This is a genomic window from Gammaproteobacteria bacterium (assembly GCA_016199745.1).
Classification (GTDB): Bacteria; Pseudomonadota; Gammaproteobacteria; order Acidiferrobacterales; family Sulfurifustaceae; genus JACQFZ01.
Genome location: JACQFZ010000044.1, coordinates 16,278 through 35,577, shown reverse-complemented (window position 1 = coordinate 35,577; position 19,300 = coordinate 16,278). Strand labels below are relative to the sequence as shown.

Genomic DNA, 19,300 nt, shown 5'->3' with positions numbered 1-19,300 from the left:
TACCGCCCCGCGCCGTACCGCGCGCTTTGTTACATTGTTAGGATCGCTCTTGATTCAGATCCCTAGCGTCACCGGGTGACACCGGTGGTTTTCTCCCTCCTTGGGAAAACAACTTCACGACACAGCCTCGTGTCGCACTAAGAAGATCGACATGCTCCCTCCATGTTTGTTGTTGATGTGATGACGCTATGTTTTCGAATTGAACGTAGCCTCGATTCTTACCGACAAACGGAAACGCGCGGCCGATAACGCAGCGCGTCGGCTTGTATCGATTGTGTTTGCGGATTAAAAAATGCGATCGACATTTTCCTCCCTGTGTCGTTGTTTACCGAATCGCCGGCGTTGCACCGGCGGATACTTTCTAACAGACCATTAACGCGGTCGTCTACCCATTAAACTGGGCAGGATTAGGGCATGTCATCGCTGGCTGAGCTCCCCGGAAGCCGCCTGAGAGCTTAACGCCAAAAGTTGCATTACTATAGGCAGCCGGATACATGCCCCCTCCTGCCGCAGGAGGAACCCGCAAAATCAGAGAGGATGCTCTATGAAGCAAAAGCAGTCGGTCGTTGACGACGATGCTTGGGACACCGACCTTCGTCGCGTCGAGTCCCCGCCAAATACCTCCGCCTATCGCTACTTTTTCTCGCTACGTATTTTTTAACCAACGTGGCGCCCCTATCACGAACGCGCTAAGGATCGCCTCGACGGCGTACCCCTGGCATCCCGAACCCTTGATCCGTTCGCACTGCTTTCTGCGAGAGTTGATCGAGTATGGAGCTGTCGTCGGCAACGGAATGCATGTCCGAGCCACAGCTGGCGAGGGCCAACGGATAACTATATGAACCGTAGGTCACTGACACATGCAAATTGTTTCCCGATACGACGCCGTCGTTCGGCCTGCCCCCTATCGAGACGAATTTGAATATGAAACATTCATCGGCAGAAACACTGCGGATCTTATTGAGCCACTTAACGCAATGCGAACCCAGAATTTTCGTGACTACCCATATTTGTACGAAGGACGCCGCGAAAACCTGTATGAGAGACAGTGTGCTGAAGAACTATCCCAAAGTGAGCATACGATCATCGTTGTAGCATACTACGGCAATATACCAGCAGGTTTTACAACCGCGTTTCCATTAATGAGTGCTGCAGAGGTTTTGGATGATGATGAGCCGATGTTCATACAGAATGGTTGTCGTCCATCGGACTTCTACTATTGGAGCGAAGCTGCTATTGCACCAGAATTCCGAGGCCATACCATTCTTTCTCGTTTTAATCAGCAGATCGAATCCCAGGCAATCGAATGGGGATACGATCATATGTGCCTTGCGACAATAATACGGGAGGATCATGATCCTCGAAAACCGCGCGACTACAAAGAGCCAGGTCCATTGTGGCGACGATTTGGCTATAGGCGTACTAACATTCAATTCGCATACTGGTGGCCCACTCGAATGAAAGACGGGTCGGTCTGTTATGTGCCTAATAAAATGTCACTTTGGATTAAGAGTGATCTTCGAAAGAGGAAACAATATTGAAAATTGCATCCAAATCGCTTGTGGCGATAACACTGCTCTTTTGCTCGTTTCCTGGGTTTGCGGAATATGCAGGCCCCCCTTCGGCGCCGGTACACCTATACAACTGGTGGGACTATATAGCGCCTGCTGTAACGGAACGATTGGCTGATTTTGGTTATCAAACTAAAACGACCACTTATATCAGCAACGAAGTAGCGATATCGCGTCTATCTGCTCGGCAACACGATTTCGATGTGGCAATCGTTTCCAATTTTGCATTGCCCTACTTGATCAAACAGGGGTTGATTGAAACCAATCAGTTCCGGCGCACAGCGAAAAAGCGGGATTATCTGCCGTTATTCACCGACGCTATGCCGCATTGCTTACCGTATTTTTGGTTGACCACGGTATTCGTTGCAGAAAAAGAGCAAACACCGAATGTACCCAGCAGTTTGCAGGAGCTCGTGGCTCTTAAAAAGCAAGGATACAAAATAGCCGTCGTCGATGATCCGTACGAAACGGCTGCGCGCCTAATCGGTGATTCAAATAAAGTCTGCGGTAAGTCACCGGATGACTATGTCGGCGGCAATATTTTCGACATCTTATCGAACTGCCCGAACGCGAAGTTTTCGCAAATTGAAGGACTTGAACCGGGTGATTTTGTCTCCGCATTAGATGATCTACTAAAACATCCGAAGATCGCCGCTTACGCATGGCACGGTGCAGCATTCATGCATCTAGCGAAGCATCCATCCTTACGAGCCAAGGTTCCTTCTAGACCAGTTATTGGTTACGACTCAGTTTGCATCATCAAAAGAAAGGATCGGAAAGTACCTCTCGGTACGTTAGTCAAATACGTAGAAACATTGACTGACAAGAAGAGTACGGAACTGAATATGAGTTCTAATCAGTACTTCTCGCCTTACCGGAACCATACGCCTGGCTTGTTGCCACCAACAAAGGAGATATATGAGGAGGTGACAAAAAATTTACAACAAAACAGGCCCGTCATGCTAATGCCTCCGTCCTCGCCAGTGCACGCCCGTCTTAATGAATGGTGGCGATCTGTTCGTTATGCGCCGTAGATTTAACCACGACGCGCTATTTATTTTATTGATCTGCTCCTGGATACCGGTGGCAATCGCTGCCGCGCTTATCTTGGTACAAATGAATTCTTATCTGGGCCAAATCGATCAGGCACGAGTGCAGCATAGACTCGACCAGGCAAAGATCGCCCTCAACAGTCAGATGTTAAGCATTGAAGCAATTGCCGAGATTTTGCTAGCCAGCCGAGAGCTGAATGACTTTATCTTTATAGCGGAATCGGTACAGCCAATGACCGGCAACTTGCTCTATGGACGAATTTCGTCGCTGAAGGCAAAGGCGCCTGAAATTTTATCCTTTACTATTCTAGATAAGAGGTCGGCCAGAATATTTTCCTTCCCACCAGACGAAAAAAAATATCTACACGATAAGGCCAACGACTACGGGTTTTCTCTAGTCGACCAGAACACACTGCGCTATTACCGTCCCATCGCCTATGATGACCAAGAGTTTCCGGGGCCATCGGCAAAACTGAAAGGTTTCCTTGTATTAGAGATAGATCTTTCGCCTTGGCGGAAATCCTTAGGCGATCCCATTAGGATCGATAAGATCTCCACCCAACCGTCCATATCCGGTATCGATCTCGAAATCGACAACGATAATGCAGTGAGTCCCTGGCAGTACGTCCCCTACCTTATCGTGTTAGTCATCGTTCTAATGATTGCGACGATGGCTGGCTTGTACTTGATGCGTTCGCGCATTGTAAAGCCCATCACCAATCTCACACATTACGTGAGCCAGCAAATGGATAAGGCGCCCGGCTATACACAGCATCACGAGCTAGCGATGCTGAAAGAATCGTTCGAGAGCTACATAAAATACGAACGAGAATTAAAGGCGAAGCTATTGCAACAATCGACCTTGGCGGCCATCGGCCGAACGACGCAGATGCTCGCGCATGACGTACGAAAACCGTTCGCCATGTTAAAGGGGCTGGTGCACCTGACGCGCAACGCGAAAGATCCTGCCAGCGCTAATGCGTTACTTCGCAAGCTCGCACCGGAAATCGATAAGGCCGTGCTATCGGCCGAAGGGCTGATTCGCGACATCATGGAAGTGGGCAGTACCAAGCAGCCGAACCAGGAAATCGTGCATCTGTCTTCGTTGATTCAGACGACTCTTAACGACGCTTTTAGAATATATGTGCGCCGCGATATCAAGTTTCGTTATGCGCTCAAGCATCACCATGCCCTCCTCGTCGATCCCATAAAAGTCTCGCGGATCTTCTCGAACATCACCTTCAACGCGATTGAAGCCATGCGCCCCAGCAGCGAGCTATGGTTCAAAACTCGCGAATTTCCTGATCGATCACCGCCGATGATCGAAGTCGTAATAGGCAACAGCGGCAGTTTCGTCGTGGAGGAAAAACGCGAACAGATCTTCGACGCCTTTTTTACGGAGGGAAAACACAGCGGCGTCGGCTTAGGACTGGCGATCGTACGCAAGCTCGTCATCGATCACGGCGGCGACGTCAGCTGTCGTTCCTCGCAAGAAATGGGTACCGAGTTTGTCTTCACATTGCCCATGGCCGATGTTTTGTCGGAACGTAATGCCGGCGCCTTGCCTGCCGGCAGCAGCGACATCATCGCTGCTCTGCAAATCATCGAGGCTCATCGATATGAGCCATCGACCATTCCTAGCAACGAAACCAAACTCGCCGAGCGGATCATGGATATCGCGCGGCAATCGTCCAAACCGGTGAAGGTGCTGGTGGCGGACGATGAATCGCTGTACCAGCGGGTACTGGAATCTCATGTAGAGGAATCGTCGCTTAAATCTCACGTGCAGTTGGTTTTCGTCAATAGCGCCGAGAAAGCGCTAGAGACATTAGCGACCGGGCATTTCGATATCGTCATCATGGACGTCAATTTCGGCAAGGGCCGGCTGAGCGGGTTCGAAGCGGTCAAGCGGCTGCGCGAAAGCGGTAACTCGGTAAACGTCTGCATTCATTCCAGTCACGGTGTGCTGGAGTACCAAAGCAAGGTCACCGAGGCGGGGGCAAATTTGTTCATGCTCAAGCCAATGAGCAAGATGCATTTGCTCAACCTCATTTATTCCACTGTGATGGACCCGCGGTACCGCGTCGAGGCGTAGCTCGCACGTAGAGGACGTTTTTTATTTCGTGAGCATGGGAACCGCACGCCATACACCCTCTTCTTCAACCATCACACCAAAAACCTCCCATCGATTTGTGCGCCGCGATTGACCGACAAAAATCGTCGCGTCTTTGCCCTTATATCTACCGGTCTCGACCGAAATGTTAAGTCCATCGATCGATCGATAAGGTCCCGGATGGCTGCCGGACATGGCGAACGGGAATGCCGCGGAATATTGAAATTGCGTTGCCCGATCCATCCCCTGGATCTGTCCACTATCGACAACCTCGCGGATGGCATCGATTTTATTTGATGTTGCGCAACCGGTTAGCAAACTGACGGCGATAATGAGCGGTAACATTTTTTTCATCGTTTTTTCTCCCCTATTTTTTAAAGTCGATCATCGTTGGATCGCCGGGTCCATTCATCGTGCGGTAGCGGGAAGAATGAATTCTCTGACGATTCCGGTGGTGCGCTGCGGTCCTTGGTTGGAGGTGATGGCGATGACCAGATCCAGACTTGGCACAATCATAATGTATTGCCCACCTTTGCCGTTGGCGAAATAGGCGGCCACGTTGTCGGTCGGCGGTGTCACCCACCAAAGATAGCCATAGTCGGCCCCGGCCGGCCAGCCACCGGCGGTTTGCTTGCGGGTGGAAGCAGCGACATAGTCCGACGGAATAATTTGCCGGCCGTTCCAGACGCCGTGATTGAGATAAAGTTGCCCGAGCTTCGCCATGTCGCGTGTCGTGAGCTCCAAGCCAAAAGCGCCATCGTGGTAACCCTGATGATCGGTCGGCCAGCGATAGCGGGAGACGCCTAAGGGGCCGAATAGATACTGCTCGGCGAACTTCGCCGTGCTCATTTTGGTGGCGCGGGTCAGGATCACGGATAACAAATGTGCGGCAAACGAATCGTAATTAAAGGTTTGCCCGGGTACAGAAACGATGGGCCGCTTAATAGCGAACTTGATCAGGTCATCATGAAATAGATCAAGCATGTCGGTCGAACACGAGCTGAGTTTAAAATGCAGGCAGTCATCGATCGATTGCTCCTTATTTTTAAAGCCGGAGGTCATTGTCAGTAAGTGCCGGAGTGTGATGTCCTGGGCCTTTGGGTCACGGGCGACCTCGGCGAGCTCGGGCACGAAGTCGACGACTTTCTGATCGAGGTCGTGCAAATAATGTTTTTCGAGGGCGATGCCGATAAGCGCGGAGGTAACGCTCTTTGTGACCGAGTGCACCTCATGGAGATCATCGCGGCTTAATCCGTGGTTGTATTGCTCGAACACCAAGGAGTTATGGCGGACGACGACGACGCTACGGATGTGCGGTGCATGTTCGCGCAAATGCTGTTGCAGTTTCGCCAGTATGTCGGTGTCCATTCCCTGAGTGGCCGGCGCCGACTCCTTCCAATCGTTCGCTGGCGATGTGGCTAAAATCGTGACGGGAGTCGACGACGAGGTTGCGCATGCGCTGATCAGGCCCGCCATCGACAGTGCAACGACAAGCCATCTCAGCGACCTGTAGCCCGGATGAAGCGAAGCGTAATCCGGGGCCACGTTCCCCGGATTACGGCGCGTCGCGCCTCCCTCCGGGCTACAAACAGCACATACCTTAGATTGACACATGATGACGACCTCGAACGCTTGAACCGGGTTTGTCGATGCGGCCGCTAGAACGAATAGCCGTACATCAACGCCAGCTTGTGTTGCCAGCGCGTATCGACCAATGGGCTGGCGCGGATCGTGTCGTCGAGTTGCCGTGCCTCGAACGAGGCACGTAAGCCTTGGCGCTCGGTGAAAAGCCAGAGCGCGTTCAGGCCAAAGTACGGAGAGAACGCAGCGCTCGGCTCGTAGGCGGTTCGCGCGGCGGTCGCCTCGTTGGCATAGACCGCATAGCGATAACGCGTCTCGCGCTTGTCGAGCCAGGTACCACCGGCATGCGGCGTGAGCACGATATCGCCCAGCCGCCAGCCGTAACCGACGCCAGCATCGGCCTTTATGCCATCGCTGTTGCCCGATACGTCGGCGCCGGCTTCGGCGTGCATTTCCCAACCGCCGCGGTCGCCGCGGTAGTGCCATAAGACGTTCAGGTAGGTACGAGAGTTCAGCGTCCGCATCCCTTCGAAGCCCGGATCGGCCGAATCGAAGCCAGCGTCGACCCACGCGATACCGAACGCCAACGATTGCGCGTCTTCCCGCCATATCCGAGCGCCGAGATCTGCCCCATGCAGGAACCAACGGCCATAGTCGATTGACAGAAACGGGTTAACGCGGTCATCGCCGTTGCGGTACTCCGACGTTTCGAATTGCACACCGCCGGCGATTTCATTCGGCAAGTCGGCCCAAGCGTCACCGGCAACCAGCGACACGACCGCACCCAAGATCCAACAAAAAATACGGAAAGACATAAATGTCCTCAATGGCACTACCTTAAGTGAATATCCCCTCTCCCCGCTTGCTGGGAGAGGGCGAGGGAAAGGGGTGCGTGAAGTATCGATGGCTTTACTTTCACCCCCTCTCCCTAACCCTCTCCCCCGAAAAGCACGGGGGAGAGGGAATAAGAGGCAATAGGGGAATGGCACTTAACTTAAGCAAAAGCCGAAGCCTATCCGCCGATACTCCCTCCCCTTCAGGGGGAGGGCCGGGGGGGGGGTGGGTATTTTGCAGTAGCGACTACAAACCCACCCCCATCCTGTCCTTCCCCCTGAAGGGGAAGGAACCCGCTAATAAGCTCGGGGTGGGTTAATTTAGTCATCGTTCGGTTAAGTAAGTGCCATTCAGGTAATGGGGTGTTACTTGAAAATCGTTAAGGTGGCGCCATTGATGACTGTCCTCGTTTCGATGCACAACGCTGCATCCCGAGGACGATGTTGAACACGCTGCGGCGGTTTGGCGTCTGTCCCGATCAGACCGGACGCGGCACTTCATGAGGCGGGCAAAACAAGCTCTTGTTGACGATACTGCAGTGGAGTTAGGCCGAGCTCTCGTTTGAAGGCGGCATAAAAAGCCGATTTGGAATTGAAACCGGCATCATGAGCGATATCGAGCACAGTACGATTCGCCTGTGCCGGGTCGGCTAAACCCCGCTTGGTTTCGTTGACGCGATAGCGATTAACGAAATCGTAGAAGTTAGCTCCGGAATGCTGATTGATCGCTTGTGATAATACGTGCGTCGATATTCCCAGCTGCTGAGCGAGATCACTAAGGGACAGCTCATTGTTCGTATACAGCCGCGCACCCTCCATCGCCGCAACAATCTCGCGATAAACCACGGCGGAAGATTCCGTATCCAGGCCACGTTCGTATTTACTGACCGTAGTTACAGCCACCGTCGCTGCCGGTACCAGCGCCCGCTGGAAAATTCGCGGTTGGCGCGTCCCCCAAAAACCGAACACATAGATGGCGCCGGCCAACAATAAGTTCGCCGAATAGTTCAGCTGGTACCAATGAGCCGCCGATAGCGGCATGAACCAGAAGACAGTGAATAACCCGACCACCGACGCGAAAGCGATGAGCAGTCGCCGTAACCAGGCAAGGTTGATCCGCTCGATGCTGGAAAACTGATCACGGATACGCCGGTTGTATCGGCCCAGAGTCACGTACGACACGACCCCATAGGCAGTTAGTTGAACCGTCGCGAGACAAAACACAACATCCTGGCCCGGTGACGGGTGTCCCTGTGTCACCTGGCGCCACATCACCGCCTTGGTTTCGCCGTCGGCGAGGTAAATCGGAATCAAGTAAACAACGAAAATCATACACGGCAAAAAATGCAGCGCCGTTTTCCGAGTGAACGGCACAGCGGACAGCGACGTCAAGGAGCACACGTACAAGTAGAACAGCGGGCCGTACAAAAAAAGATTCTGGAATTCCCAGCCGATCAACTGCGGATACACCAGGTAGTAGTTCGTCACCTCCATGAATCCGCCGATCAAACTAACCGAGCATATCGCCAACAATAGCGACAAATAACGATTGGCCTGCCGGTTGGCGTCGCTGACCGATGACAACAACAGCACCATAAACAATCCTTGAGCGGCGGCAACGAGCAATAACGTGCTCGCAAGGTCGAGATGCGGGACAAAAATGTTTTGTGGAATTTCTTGGATCATATTGATAAGCGACAGCTCGACAGGTTGCTTGGGTGCAAACTTTTACACTTCGTCAGTGATAACCAACACGGCAGTCACCTGCCGGTGACCAAAAAATATTTTCAACATGATGCTTTCCTCCCGTTATATTTTTAGTGGCGCGACGGCGAATTTTACGGCCGGCGCGAAATTAATTCCCCCTATCCGCCCTTGCGCATTTGCGTAATCTCCTGTCGCGGCGGTGCACCGAACAGACGCCGGTATTCGCGGCTGAACTGCGACGGGCTCTCGTAACCGACGCGATGGCCGGCAACGGCGGCTTCCAAACCCTCGGCCAGCATCAACCGGCGGGCTTCGTGCAGACGTAGCTGTTTCTGGAATTGCAGCGGCGACATGGCCGTCACCGCCTTGAAGTGGTGGTGCAGACTGGATGGGCTCATGTGCACCCTTCCGGCCAGCTCATCGATGCGGATCGGCTCGGCATAACGTTGTTTGAGCAAGTCGATAACGTGGGCAATGCGCTGCGTTTGACCGTCGGCGACGGCCAGTTCACGCAATACCGGCCCCAGATCGCCCATCAGCACGCGATAAAAAATTTCGCGCAGCGCCAACGGCGCCAATACCGGCGCATCCTTCGGGCTCGATAACAGCCGCAACAAACGCAGCACCGCATCCAGTAACGTGTCCGACGCGAGCGCCACGTGCAGGCCCCGTTCGGTGGCGACGTCCTTGCGCTCGGGCACACCGGCGGCCAGCATCAAACTGCGGATCTCGCGCGGGTCGATGTCGAGGCGGGCGCATAGAAATGGGCGCTCGGGAGTGGCTTCGAGCACATGCCCGATCACGGGCAGGGTTACCGAAATAATTAGAAAACGTTGCGGGTCATACGGAAATACTTCGCCGGCGAGCGATACCTGTTTGCGCCCCTGCACGACCAGGCTTAAGCCTGGCTCGTACACGGAACATAGATGCTGGCGCGGTTCGCTGGCGCGGATCAATTGCAGCGGCGTGATCGCCGTGTAGTGCCGGCCATCGCTGGGCGCGAATCGAGCAACCAAATCGATTAGCTCGGCTTGCCGCGTATCGGCCGGCGCGAGCTCGGGCGGAGCGGCTAACACATTCTCCAGCATGGCTTTTCGTTCCTGAGGGTACGCGGCGAATTATCGCACTCCAGCATTGTCGTGTCGGCATCAGGGCAAAGGATTTACAGGATCAGGCAAGAATCGACCAGAAATGGGCTAACGCTGGGTCACCATCGATTCCTAGACTTCGCCCACAGTAATTCCTCAAAGTAAGGAGCAAACACATGAATCGCAACATCCCTCGTCGGCAACTCGGTACTCACGGACTGGAAGTTTCCGCCATCGGTCTCGGCTGTATGGGTATGTCCGACTTTTACGGGCCGGCTAATGACCCAACCTCGCTCGAGGTACTGCATCGCGCCATCGACATCGGCGTGAACTTTCTCGACACCGCCGATATGTACGGCATTGGCGGCGCCAACGAACGCTTGCTGGCCCAGGTGCTACGTCAGCGCCGCGATGAAATCGTGCTCGCCACTAAATTCGGCAATGTGCGCGCCGCCGATGGCGCGTTCCTCGGCATCGATGGTCGACCGGCGTACGTGCGACAAGCGTGCGATGCCAGTCTGCAGCGTTTGGGCGTCGATCATATCGATCTCTACTATCAGCATCGGGTCGATCCGAAAGTACCGATCGAAGAAACCGTCGGCGCGATGGCCGAACTGGTGAAAGCGGGCAAGGTGCGTTACCTGGGTCTATCGGAAGCGTCGGGCGCTACCGTGCGGCGCGCCGCCAAGATTCATCCGATTGCCGCGTTGCAAAGCGAGTATTCGCTCTGGAGTCGCGACGTCGAGAACGATGCGCTACCGGTGTGCGCGGAACTTGGTATCGGCTTCGTCGCTTACAGCCCGCTCGGTCGCGGCTTTCTTACCGGCGAAATCAAGAGCGCGAATGATCTCGATACCAGCGACTGGCGCCGGCAGAATCCGCGCTTCCAGTCGGAAAACTTGCCCATCAATTTGGCGCTGGTGCACGCCGTTACCGAGATCGCCCAAGCCCGAGGACACACGCCGGCGCAGCTCGCACTCGCCTGGTTATTGCACCGCAGCCCACATATCGTCCCGATTCCGGGAACGCGGCGCATCGCCCGCTTGGAGGAAAACGCCGCCGCCAGTCACATCCACCTCACCGAGTCGGAGCAGCAACGGCTCGCCAGCCTCCTTGCCACGCAACCGGTGGCGGGCACGCGCTATCCGGCGTCGGTGATGACGAGTCTCAACGCCTGAGGACAGCAAGCGCGAGAGATCGCGAACTCTTTTGTAAACGCTACTGAGGTGCAGGCGGCAGCGCCGGGCCTTCTTTGATTTGATAGTTCGAAGGTACCGAGAACAGTTGTGCCGGCGGCGCTTCGCGCTTGATATTCGAAAGCTGGTAGAGGGTCTCACCTATCATCGGGTCTTTGTGCTTCGCCATCACCACCGTTTGTAATTCGGGCGAGTACCAGCGCCCCATTCAATAACAATCGGGCGCGCATTGCCGATTTCTCCCGCGGGAATCGTCACCGTGGAACGCGATCCCTCGGCTTTGACGCCGGCGAGCACGCGTGTTCCTAACGACGTCGTCTGCGGTTTCGGCATCTTGTGTACGAGTATTTCCGCTTCCTCGCCGGGAAGCGGCGCGACGCCGGCACCATCTTCGGCATCAGCGGAGTCCCTCAGCCGTATGACCTGAGGTAACCGAACCCGATAGGCGATACGCTCGCGAGTATTGAGCACGTAATTCTCGCGCGTCAGCGGATCGTTAATGAACACCAATAACGGTTGTTTTTTTGCATTCGTCGACGCCGGCGCGAGGTCCCGTAGTTGCTCGCGGCGCATACGACCGTCGCGATCACGAAACATCGCCGTCTGAACCGTGTGTCGAATGGTGTTGCCATCGACGAGTCGTTGAGAATTACCGCTTCACGGTAGTTGATCGGCAGCGCCATCACCGCGCGCCACACGCGCTCGCTGGTCTGGGCGGTGATCGCGATGCGAGTCACGTCCGCAGTCTCATCGACACTTACTTGCGCCAGTGCGGCATCGTCATCCGCCTCTTCCGCCAACGGCAACAAAAAACGCCGTTCGCGCGCCACCCGCAGCAATTGATTGCGGGCGATACCGTACAGATACGCACCAAGTGTGCCGCGCTGCGGGTCATAGTTGACGTCTCGTTCGATCAACAACATGAAGACATCCTGCGTCACGTCCGACGCCAAGGCATCGGAACCGCTCATCAATAACGCGTACCGATATATCTTGTGAAAATAAGATCGATAAAGAACGGTAAACGCGGCCTCATCGCCCCTCCGTACCCGTTGCACCAAGTCTGCATTAGTAAGTTGCAAATCAGAGTTCCGAAATATGTTCGCCCGAGTTAGTAATGCTTATTGGCGCGAGCACGCCGAAAAGTTCCCGGTTTTCGGTATTTTGTGGCGTACGGCATCGCGACCCATATCAAAACGCACGAGGGAAAGGATATTAGGCAACAGCGGTACTCGGCCCTCGGGCCGACAATCGACGAGCGAGGATTATTTGAATCTTTCGGGGATGTCGGCAGGGAACAACGAGTAATAACGAAGACCGCGCCATGTTCATCATGGCGCGGTCGGCTAATTCTTGAGTCGATATCCGGTTTTGAAGATCCACGCCACAGTTGCCAGCGATACCGCCAAGAACACCATCGTCATAATAAGACTGACGCCGACGCTAACGTCGGCAATCCCATAAAAACTCCAACGGAAGCCGCTGATCAGATAGACCACTGGGTTGAAGAAGCTGACCGTCTGCCAAAACGGCGGCAACATATTAATGGAATAAAAGCTGCCACCAAGGAAGGTCAGCGGTGTAATGATCAACAGCGGCACGAGTTGCAGCTTCTCGAAACCATCAGCCCAGATGCCGATGATGAAACCCAAGAGACTGAAGGTCACCGCGGTGAGCAGCAGGAACACTGTCATCCACACCGGATGAGCAATATGCAGCGGCACGAAAAAGCCGGCGGTCGCGAGGATAATGAGACCGAGAATGATCGACTTGGTCGCGGCGGCGCCGACGTAGCTCAGCACGATTTCGAGATAGGAAACCGGTGCCGACAACAGCTCATAAATCGTGCCAGTAAACCGCGGAAAGTAAATACCGAAGGACGCGTTGGAGACGCTCTGCGTCAGCAACGACAACATAATAAGTCCGGGCACGATGAAGGCACCGTAGTTGATACCATCGACCTGCTGAATACGCGAACCGATTGCCGAACCGAAGACGACAAAATACAGCGCCGTCGAAATCACCGGCGAGACGATGCTCTGCAACAACGTGCGCCGGGTACGGGCCATTTCGAATTCGTAAATTGCACGGACCGCATGGACATTCATTTATCGTTCCTCACGAGACTGACGAAGATATCTTCGAGCGAGCTCTGCGTCGTCTGCAGGTCTTTGAACGAAATGCCGGCGTCGTTGAGATCTTTGAGCAAGGGAACGATGCCGGTTTTTTCGACCTGTGCATCGTAGGTGTAAATCAGATCGACGCCATTGTTGGCCAATTGCAATGGGTAAGCCGCGAGTGCCGGTGGGATGCGGTCGAGCGGATCTTGCAGATGGAGCGTCAGCTGCTTCTTGCCAAGCTTGCGCATCAGTTCGACTTTATCTTCGACGACGATGATCTCGCCCTTGCTGATGACACCGATCCGGTCGGCCATATCTTCGGCCTCGTCGATGTAATGCGTGGTCAAAATAACGGTCACGCCGCTGGCGCGCAGCGAGCGCACCATTTGCCACATATCCTGCCGGAGCTCGACGTCGACGCCGGCACTCGGCTCATCGAGAAACAATACTTGCGGCTCATGCGACAGTGCTTTGGCGATGAGCAACCGACGCTTCATGCCACCCGACAGCGTCATGATCTTGTTGTCTTTCTTGTTCCACAACGATAGGTCTTTCAGTACTTTTTCGATGTGGCCGGGGTTTGCCGGCTTGCCGAACAATCCGCGACTGAAGGACACCGCGTTCCACACCGTTTCGAAGGCATCGGTCGTCAGTTCCTGCGGCACGAGACCGATCTTGGCGCGAGCGGCGCGGTAATCGGTGAGGATATTGTGACCATCGACGACGACGGTCCCACCACTCGGCTTAACAATCCCGCAGATGATGCCGATTAACGTGGTTTTGCCCGCGCCATTCGGCCCTAGCAGCGCGAAGATCTCGCCGCGGCGAATAGCGAGATTGACGCTTTTGAGCGCGTTAAATCCAGAGGCGTAGGTTTTGGAGAGATTCGATATGGAGATGATGGCTTGCATGAGGGCGATAATACCAGAACATCGCCCCCGGCTTTTTGGCTGGCCGCGGTCGAAGCGTCGCGAAAGTTCCGCGCCGACACGTAAAGCACCGCAGCTTTCGCTAAAAGGGCCGAGCGATGACGCTCGATCGCTCGGCCCTTAAACAGAAACGATCTAAAAAATACTGAGCGCCGCGATCAATGCGCCATCATGAGCACAGGAACCGCGATAGCAGCGATAATGCCCAGCACCATAACGACCAACATGACCAAGGCCGAAACGCCGGCGAGTTTCCAGAACTTGCGCTGATAATTCAGCGCGTCTTCCATGTCTCCGGCCTGGCCGCTGCTGACCAAGCGTGAGATAGCGGAAGAATACTTAACGAGATACATGCCTAAAAAAATGTAGAAGGCGGCAAAAACCACATACATCGAACCAATCCCAACAAACACCACCGCCGGCGGCGCACCTTGGCCGCCACTAGCACCGATCACGGCGCTGCCCAACACCATTCCTATCCCACCCAACACGAGGAATCCCGCACTAATCAGTAACAAGATTCCGATCAGCGACACCCAGGTTTTGGTGCCACGCAGGGCCTCTATCATTGGGCCGGTAATCGAGCTACCTGCCGGTGTAACGTCTTCCAAGTGCGCCTGCGGTGGTTCGTATTGATTGGACATCGCCTTCCTCCTCTTTTTTAGTGCGGTGAGAACTTATGTGTTGGCACCCATTAAGGGATCAAAGCGTAACGGCGATAATCCCCGTGCCGAACCGTAGTTCAATGGAAATTCCCTAATAAGTAAATGCCCGCGATTGGCCGAGGGACAGCCGGCTTACTGCCTCGAATTATTGGCGTCGCCTTTATGCTGTAACACCATGGCGTCGTACATCCTTTTTACCATCTCTTCCTGGTCCGGCGTTCTCGGGCCATCAAGTCCCATCGCTTTAACCGACCGGTGGAAAACCTCTTCGCGCTCGGACAATGTCAGCGGTTTATCGGCGCTCGGCGCCAACAGCTTCAAGCTGTTCTCTTGTATCCTGGCGTCCTCGCGTTGTTCTTTAATCGCGGCGTCCCGCCGGCGCGCGTAATCGGCTTTAGTGAATTCTTCTATCATCGCCTGACTCTTCACGGCATCTTGCTGGGTGCTTGCATCGCATCGATCAAACTTAGCGATGAGACCCAAGATATTTTGCGCGTCGGTAAAATCGACACTTTTAAATCCGCTACGCATAAACGTTCCGTCTTTTACGGTCCGTGTTACCGCTTCTAATCCGTCCCGACACTGCGATGCCAGCGCGAATTGCGCGCCTGCCGCCATGCCCAAATGGGAATTGGAATTGGAATAGATCGTAAGAATTATCTGAATATCGCTGACCGATAATTTCTTTGCCAGTTCATTTAGCGAGTCAGCGTTGTAGCCCATGCCATGGGCGCCCATGTGACGACTAGATAGGATGACGGCTCGCACCCGCCCAACGTCATCCGCAACTGCTGCATTTGCCGTCGCCGCAAACATTACCGGCATCGCGATGCCGCAAACGATCTCGATAGATCGCCGGCGGCTTCGCGCTTTTCTATTGACGTTTAGTTGAGTGGGCTTCATATCCACCTGCTCATCCACGATAGGCGACTGCAAACTAATGCATTAGGGTGCGCCCTGCGTACCGATCAACATAAAACGGTGCGCAGGGCGCACCCTACATGCAAATATCTGGTGACTAAAACCACAGCTGCAACAACCACAACGACCCCATGCCGACAAACATAGTGACCAACCCATTGCCCGACCACCAGGCGGCAACGACGGCAGCGATGCCGGCCAGCAGGCGCGGGTTCGCGAACGACATGTCGATCATGCCGTGCGGCATGGCGATACCGGGCAAGACAATGGCAGCCAACACGGCCGCCGGCACATACCGAAGTGAACGAGTGAACCAAGTCGGCACGCGCGCCCGGCCGTGCAGATACAGAAACGACAGTCGCAACGCGAAGGTAATCGCGCCTGCGCCTAAGATAACGAGCCAGATTTTCATTTTGCGCGTCGGTCGACGAGGTATCCCGCGGTAATACCGACAACGGCAGCGACGATCAGACTCAACCGAAACGGTAATCCCACCGCCAACAATGCGACACTGCCGCCGGTAATACTGGCGACTACCGTGGCGCGATCTTTGACGACAGGCACCAGCATGGCGAGGAAAGAAAGCGGTACCGCAAAATCCAGCGACCAGCTGGGCGGAACGCGGCCGCCGACGAGTGCACCGAGCACCACGCAAAGTTGCCACGGTACCCACTGGGCAACGCCGCCGCCTAAGTGGAACCATTCTTGATAAGTCGTACCTTTACTCTTGCTCCGCTGCACCATCGTCGCGGCAAAGCCGTGATCGGTGCTGAAGTACGCGAGCGCGATTTTCCAGCGTGCGCTCACGTGCTCGAAGTGCGGCGCTAAGGCGGCGCTGTACATGACGAGCCGTAAACCGACGATGAATGCGGTAAGGAGGATGACGACGATCGGTGTACCGTCGCGGAACAGTTGATAGATGATCAACTGGGCAATACCGGAAAAGATGAGAATCGACGACGCCATGATCTCGAGCAGCGACAACCCGGCCGCTCGGCCCGCGGCGCCGGCGATGAGACCGAACGGTATACCGCTAAGAACGCCGGGCAATAGAGCATACGCTCCCGCACGGAAAGCGGCGCGCGGTACGGTCATAGGCATAGACATCGATTTGCCAACTTATGTGCCGGTCGGTGCCAAAGGTAATCGGTAACGCGACACGTGGCCGTCGCCGGTGCCGAAAAAATAAAAAAGGAATACTGCACTCAGGTGGCGCCCCATTTTTTTAGTCGACATACTACCGCGAGATGTGCCGACGATCGCTGGCGAATGTCGACGGTCGGAAGATTAGAGCCAGGTACTGAGGTCCGCTTCGGCCCGCACTTTGGCGGGTAACGAATCCTCGGCCGAGTGCGCCCACGGCGCGCGCGGCTCGGCGATAGTATCGGAGAAGGCTTTTGAAAACTTGGGAAAGGTGTCCAATTCCTTCGCCGTCGTCAGCTGCGCCACTCGCTCGAGAAACTGAATCATCGTCTCGATCTTGCGCAACTTTTCGCGCTTGGAAGTAATGTCGCGATCTTCTTCCTTCGCCTGAAAATAAGCGCCGCTGCCGTCGCCCAAACGTTGTAACGCTTGCTTGAGCCGCATGTAGTCGAGTTGGAACATCCCGTCGGCGTGCTGATAAAGCTTGAGCAACTCACGTACGGGTTCCTTGATGGAACTAACATCGGACTCGAGCGCCTCTAACACACCGAATAGAACATAGAGATCCTGTTCGGGTAAGACGGCAACCCTTTTATCACGCTTCGCCGGTTCCGCCGCCGCTTGGCATATGACATGGATTTCCTTGAGCTGTGCCTGCACTTCCGCTTCGGCAGCGAACGCCTGCCGCTCTGCCTTATCCTTGCCCGCTTCCGCCTCTCCATAATTTAGCGATGTCGAAAGCTCACCCCTAATTCGGTTCTCGACCGTGCCATCCGATTGCGCGAGGTTGCCGGTCAATCGTTGCCGTAACCGCTCGCGCGATTCGTGCGCGAGCCGAAAGATGGTTTGAGCACGCGCTTCTTGCTCGCGTGCGGCCAAGTATTGTTGGAACGCTTTCTCGAAAGCGTTGATCTTCTTCAGGAACAACATCGAGAACGACAGAAACGGACCGATAAACTCCGCATGCGCTTCGGCGCTGACCGGCGAGCGCTGGATAAGCCGACGCAAGTTGTCGACGCGTTCGCCCATCGTTGCCACGCTGCGGCGAACGGCGCCGATGGTGCCGGAGATTTTCGAGAACGTATTCTGCACATTACGTTTGATCTTCAGCAACTCGATCAGCCGGCGCAACATCGTTTCGGCACCGCTGGTACGCAGAAAAAGCGCCTGCAGACTTTGCTTGGCGTCGGCCAATTGCGCGGCATCGAGCAGCGCTTGCTCCTCGATATAGTGAATCGCCGTCAGTGTGATCAACGCCTCGCGCAAGCGCGATGCTTTGGCCGGGTCGATGATTTCGGACATAAGACAAAGCATAGACGCGCCGCCAACGCCCGCTCGACACCATTCGAATTAGCGTCTCGTCCGCTTATCTGCGGCGTGCTCTTTCTTAATCGGGACGATACGTCGGAAATTCGGCACTTATGCTGGTTTTATCGTGCGGTTCTTAACACGGATCGCAATATTATTAATGTTTTTCGACGGTCCAACCGACAAGCTGCATAACCAATGGCCGCACTATCAGGACGCAGACAAACGCCATAGGCATGGCCACAAGATACGCCTGCATGGCGCGCGTGAAAAAATTGCCGCCGTAGCCGGTATTGATCAACGTAATCGCCAAACACATGAGAAACGCCATGATGGCAGACATGTAGAAGGCAAATAGGATAGCGGTAAACTGTTTAGGCAATTTCTGCATTCTTAGGTCTCGATAAAAACGGGTAAGTATTCGCTTCGGTGAAAACTATGCGCCGACGTTTCAAATATTTACGGCTGATCTACCCGGCATAACTTGCTATACACTTGGAGCGCCAAATGGTTAGCCTCTCAACCAACCGGCCCATTGATACGCAACATTGTCCGTTGCGAATATCGACGACCCCTTTCAATTAAAAGGATCGCACATGTCATTCTCTCGCATCGCCACATACTTTTTTATTGCCACTGTTAGCTTGGCCCCCAGCGTTAGTTTCGCGCAGATAATCAAAGTCACGCTACTCGATAACGCCATCCAGCTCGACACGAATACCGTTAAAGCGGGAAAAGTAACTTTCGAAGTCACTAATGCATCGACGACAAAAGTGCTGCATGAAATGGTCGTGCTTAAAACATCTGTGGCCGAAGATAAATTGCCAGTCAAAAACGATCGCGTGCCTGAGCGTAAGTTTAAAAGCATGGGAGAAGTCAGCGATCTGGCTACCGACAAAAGCCAAAAGCTGACAGCCAAGTTGGCGGCTGGGCATTACGTGCTAATTTGCAATAATCCAGGACATTACCAAATGGGAATGCATACCACGTTGACGGCAACTAACTAACAAAAAGATGAGGTCGGATTGATATTACCCCCTCCCTAGCCCTCCTCCGCAACAGCGCGGGGGAGG

At 54.5% G+C, this 19,300-nt stretch carries 20 protein-coding genes; 5 read left to right on the top strand and 15 right to left on the bottom strand.

All coding sequences use genetic code 11. The features are described 5' to 3' along the window. Positions 1–860: 860 nt before the first annotated feature. The 3 genes from HY308_10590 to HY308_10580 are packed head-to-tail and all read left to right on the top strand — an operon-like array spanning position 861 to position 4,718. Positions 861–1,541 (top strand): hypothetical protein, encoded by a 681-nt coding sequence (locus HY308_10590; protein ID MBI3898728.1) that lies wholly within the window; start codon positions 861–863, stop codon positions 1,539–1,541. Continuing rightward, a complete protein-coding gene (locus tag HY308_10585) occupies positions 1,538–2,605 on the top strand; it encodes a hypothetical protein (protein MBI3898727.1) in 1,068 nt (355 codons plus the stop codon). Before HY308_10590 ends, HY308_10585 begins: the two co-directional genes overlap by 4 nt. Next, the gene (locus tag HY308_10580; GenBank protein MBI3898726.1) at positions 2,595–4,718 is read left to right on the top strand and encodes a hybrid sensor histidine kinase/response regulator; all 2,124 of its coding nucleotides are present in this window, start codon (positions 2,595–2,597) and stop codon (positions 4,716–4,718) included. Before HY308_10585 ends, HY308_10580 begins: the two co-directional genes overlap by 11 nt. 21 nt (positions 4,719–4,739) lie before the next feature. On the opposite strand, the gene HY308_10575 is transcribed toward HY308_10580, so the two are convergent. The 5 genes from HY308_10575 to HY308_10555 form a co-directional block, all read right to left on the bottom strand. Beyond that, positions 4,740–5,090 carry a hypothetical protein gene (locus HY308_10575; GenBank protein ID MBI3898725.1) on the bottom strand — a complete coding sequence of 117 codons (351 nt, stop codon included), beginning with the start codon at positions 5,088–5,090 and terminating at the stop codon, positions 4,740–4,742. Between the two features lie 54 nt (positions 5,091–5,144). Next, positions 5,145–6,104 carry a serine hydrolase gene (locus tag HY308_10570; protein MBI3898724.1) on the bottom strand — a complete coding sequence of 320 codons (960 nt, stop codon included), beginning with the start codon at positions 6,102–6,104 and terminating at the stop codon, positions 5,145–5,147. Between the two features lie 290 nt (positions 6,105–6,394). Beyond that, entirely contained in the window at positions 6,395–7,132 is a 738-nt protein-coding gene (locus HY308_10565; GenBank protein ID MBI3898723.1) for a MipA/OmpV family protein, read from the bottom strand. 516 nt (positions 7,133–7,648) lie between these two features. After that, positions 7,649–8,836 carry an AraC family transcriptional regulator gene (locus tag HY308_10560; GenBank protein ID MBI3898722.1) on the bottom strand — a complete coding sequence of 396 codons (1,188 nt, stop codon included), beginning with the start codon at positions 8,834–8,836 and terminating at the stop codon, positions 7,649–7,651. A 179-nt stretch (positions 8,837–9,015) separates the two neighbouring features. Further along, a complete protein-coding gene (locus HY308_10555) occupies positions 9,016–9,945 on the bottom strand; it encodes an AraC family transcriptional regulator (protein ID MBI3898721.1) in 930 nt (309 codons plus the stop codon). A 176-nt stretch (positions 9,946–10,121) separates the two neighbouring features. Between HY308_10555 and HY308_10550 the strand changes: the two genes are divergently transcribed. Next, positions 10,122–11,123, top strand: coding sequence for an aldo/keto reductase (locus HY308_10550; protein MBI3898720.1), 1,002 nt, complete (start codon positions 10,122–10,124; stop codon positions 11,121–11,123). Between the two features lie 186 nt (positions 11,124–11,309). On the opposite strand, the gene HY308_10545 is transcribed toward HY308_10550, so the two are convergent. The 10 genes from HY308_10545 to HY308_10500 all read right to left on the bottom strand — a co-directional run bounded on the left by HY308_10545 (position 11,310) and on the right by HY308_10500 (position 18,618). After that, entirely contained in the window at positions 11,310–11,651 is a 342-nt protein-coding gene (locus tag HY308_10545; protein MBI3898719.1) for a hypothetical protein, read from the bottom strand. Then, complete coding sequence (locus tag HY308_10540; protein MBI3898718.1) at positions 11,627–12,223, bottom strand: sigma-70 family RNA polymerase sigma factor; 597 nt, start codon at positions 12,221–12,223, stop codon at positions 11,627–11,629. Before HY308_10540 ends, HY308_10545 begins: the two co-directional genes overlap by 25 nt. A gap of 264 nt (positions 12,224–12,487) precedes the next feature. Beyond that, the gene (locus HY308_10535) at positions 12,488–13,249 is read right to left on the bottom strand and encodes an ABC transporter permease (protein MBI3898717.1); all 762 of its coding nucleotides are present in this window, start codon (positions 13,247–13,249) and stop codon (positions 12,488–12,490) included. Then, entirely contained in the window at positions 13,246–14,172 is a 927-nt protein-coding gene (locus HY308_10530; GenBank protein MBI3898716.1) for an ABC transporter ATP-binding protein, read from the bottom strand. The genes HY308_10535 and HY308_10530 overlap by 4 nt, the downstream gene beginning before the upstream one ends. Before the next feature lie 176 nt (positions 14,173–14,348). Beyond that, a complete protein-coding gene (locus HY308_10525) occupies positions 14,349–14,834 on the bottom strand; it encodes a hypothetical protein (GenBank protein MBI3898715.1) in 486 nt (161 codons plus the stop codon). 153 nt (positions 14,835–14,987) lie between these two features. Beyond that, entirely contained in the window at positions 14,988–15,776 is a 789-nt protein-coding gene (locus HY308_10520) for a hypothetical protein (GenBank protein MBI3898714.1), read from the bottom strand. A 97-nt stretch (positions 15,777–15,873) separates the two neighbouring features. Further along, entirely contained in the window at positions 15,874–16,188 is a 315-nt protein-coding gene (locus HY308_10515; GenBank protein ID MBI3898713.1) for an AzlD domain-containing protein, read from the bottom strand. After that, positions 16,185–16,871, bottom strand: a complete 687-nt coding sequence (locus HY308_10510) for an AzlC family ABC transporter permease (GenBank protein MBI3898712.1) — start codon at positions 16,869–16,871, stop codon at positions 16,185–16,187. The genes HY308_10515 and HY308_10510 overlap by 4 nt, the downstream gene beginning before the upstream one ends. A gap of 192 nt (positions 16,872–17,063) precedes the next feature. Then, on the bottom strand, positions 17,064–18,221 hold the full coding sequence (locus HY308_10505; protein ID MBI3898711.1) for a hypothetical protein: 1,158 nt from the start codon (positions 18,219–18,221) through the stop codon (positions 17,064–17,066). Positions 18,222–18,384: 163 nt separating this feature from the next. Then, positions 18,385–18,618: a DUF2798 domain-containing protein gene (locus HY308_10500; protein ID MBI3898710.1), complete on the bottom strand. Its 234-nt coding sequence runs from the start codon at positions 18,616–18,618 to the stop codon at positions 18,385–18,387. Positions 18,619–18,823: 205 nt separating this feature from the next. On the opposite strand from HY308_10500, the gene HY308_10495 reads away from it, so the two are divergent. After that, positions 18,824–19,234 (top strand): cupredoxin domain-containing protein, encoded by a 411-nt coding sequence (locus HY308_10495; protein MBI3898709.1) that lies wholly within the window; start codon positions 18,824–18,826, stop codon positions 19,232–19,234. Positions 19,235–19,300: the final 66 nt, after the last annotated feature.

Bases quoted from the DNA above. Each gene is read 5' to 3' on its own strand.
- HY308_10590 (MBI3898728.1), top strand. From the start codon at position 861: ATGCAAATTGTTTCCCGATACGACGCCGTCGTTCGGCCTGCCCCCTAT.
- HY308_10580 (MBI3898726.1), top strand. From the start codon at position 2,595: ATGCGCCGTAGATTTAACCACGACGCGCTATTTATTTTATTGATCTGC.
- HY308_10575 (MBI3898725.1), bottom strand. From the start codon at position 5,090: ATGAAAAAAATGTTACCGCTCATTATCGCCGTCAGTTTGCTAACCGGT.
- HY308_10570 (MBI3898724.1), bottom strand. From the start codon at position 6,104: ATGGACACCGACATACTGGCGAAACTGCAACAGCATTTGCGCGAACAT.
- HY308_10565 (MBI3898723.1), bottom strand. From the start codon at position 7,132: ATGTCTTTCCGTATTTTTTGTTGGATCTTGGGTGCGGTCGTGTCGCTG.
- HY308_10560 (MBI3898722.1), bottom strand. From the start codon at position 8,836: ATGATCCAAGAAATTCCACAAAACATTTTTGTCCCGCATCTCGACCTT.
- HY308_10555 (MBI3898721.1), bottom strand. From the start codon at position 9,945: ATGCTGGAGAATGTGTTAGCCGCTCCGCCCGAGCTCGCGCCGGCCGAT.
- HY308_10550 (MBI3898720.1), top strand. From the start codon at position 10,122: ATGAATCGCAACATCCCTCGTCGGCAACTCGGTACTCACGGACTGGAA.
- HY308_10535 (MBI3898717.1), bottom strand. From the start codon at position 13,249: ATGAATGTCCATGCGGTCCGTGCAATTTACGAATTCGAAATGGCCCGT.
- HY308_10530 (MBI3898716.1), bottom strand. From the start codon at position 14,172: ATGCAAGCCATCATCTCCATATCGAATCTCTCCAAAACCTACGCCTCT.
- HY308_10525 (MBI3898715.1), bottom strand. From the start codon at position 14,834: ATGTCCAATCAATACGAACCACCGCAGGCGCACTTGGAAGACGTTACA.
- HY308_10515 (MBI3898713.1), bottom strand. From the start codon at position 16,188: ATGAAAATCTGGCTCGTTATCTTAGGCGCAGGCGCGATTACCTTCGCG.
- HY308_10510 (MBI3898712.1), bottom strand. From the start codon at position 16,871: ATGACCGTACCGCGCGCCGCTTTCCGTGCGGGAGCGTATGCTCTATTG.
- HY308_10505 (MBI3898711.1), bottom strand. From the start codon at position 18,221: ATGTCCGAAATCATCGACCCGGCCAAAGCATCGCGCTTGCGCGAGGCG.
- HY308_10500 (MBI3898710.1), bottom strand. From the start codon at position 18,618: ATGCAGAAATTGCCTAAACAGTTTACCGCTATCCTATTTGCCTTCTAC.
- HY308_10495 (MBI3898709.1), top strand. From the start codon at position 18,824: ATGTCATTCTCTCGCATCGCCACATACTTTTTTATTGCCACTGTTAGC.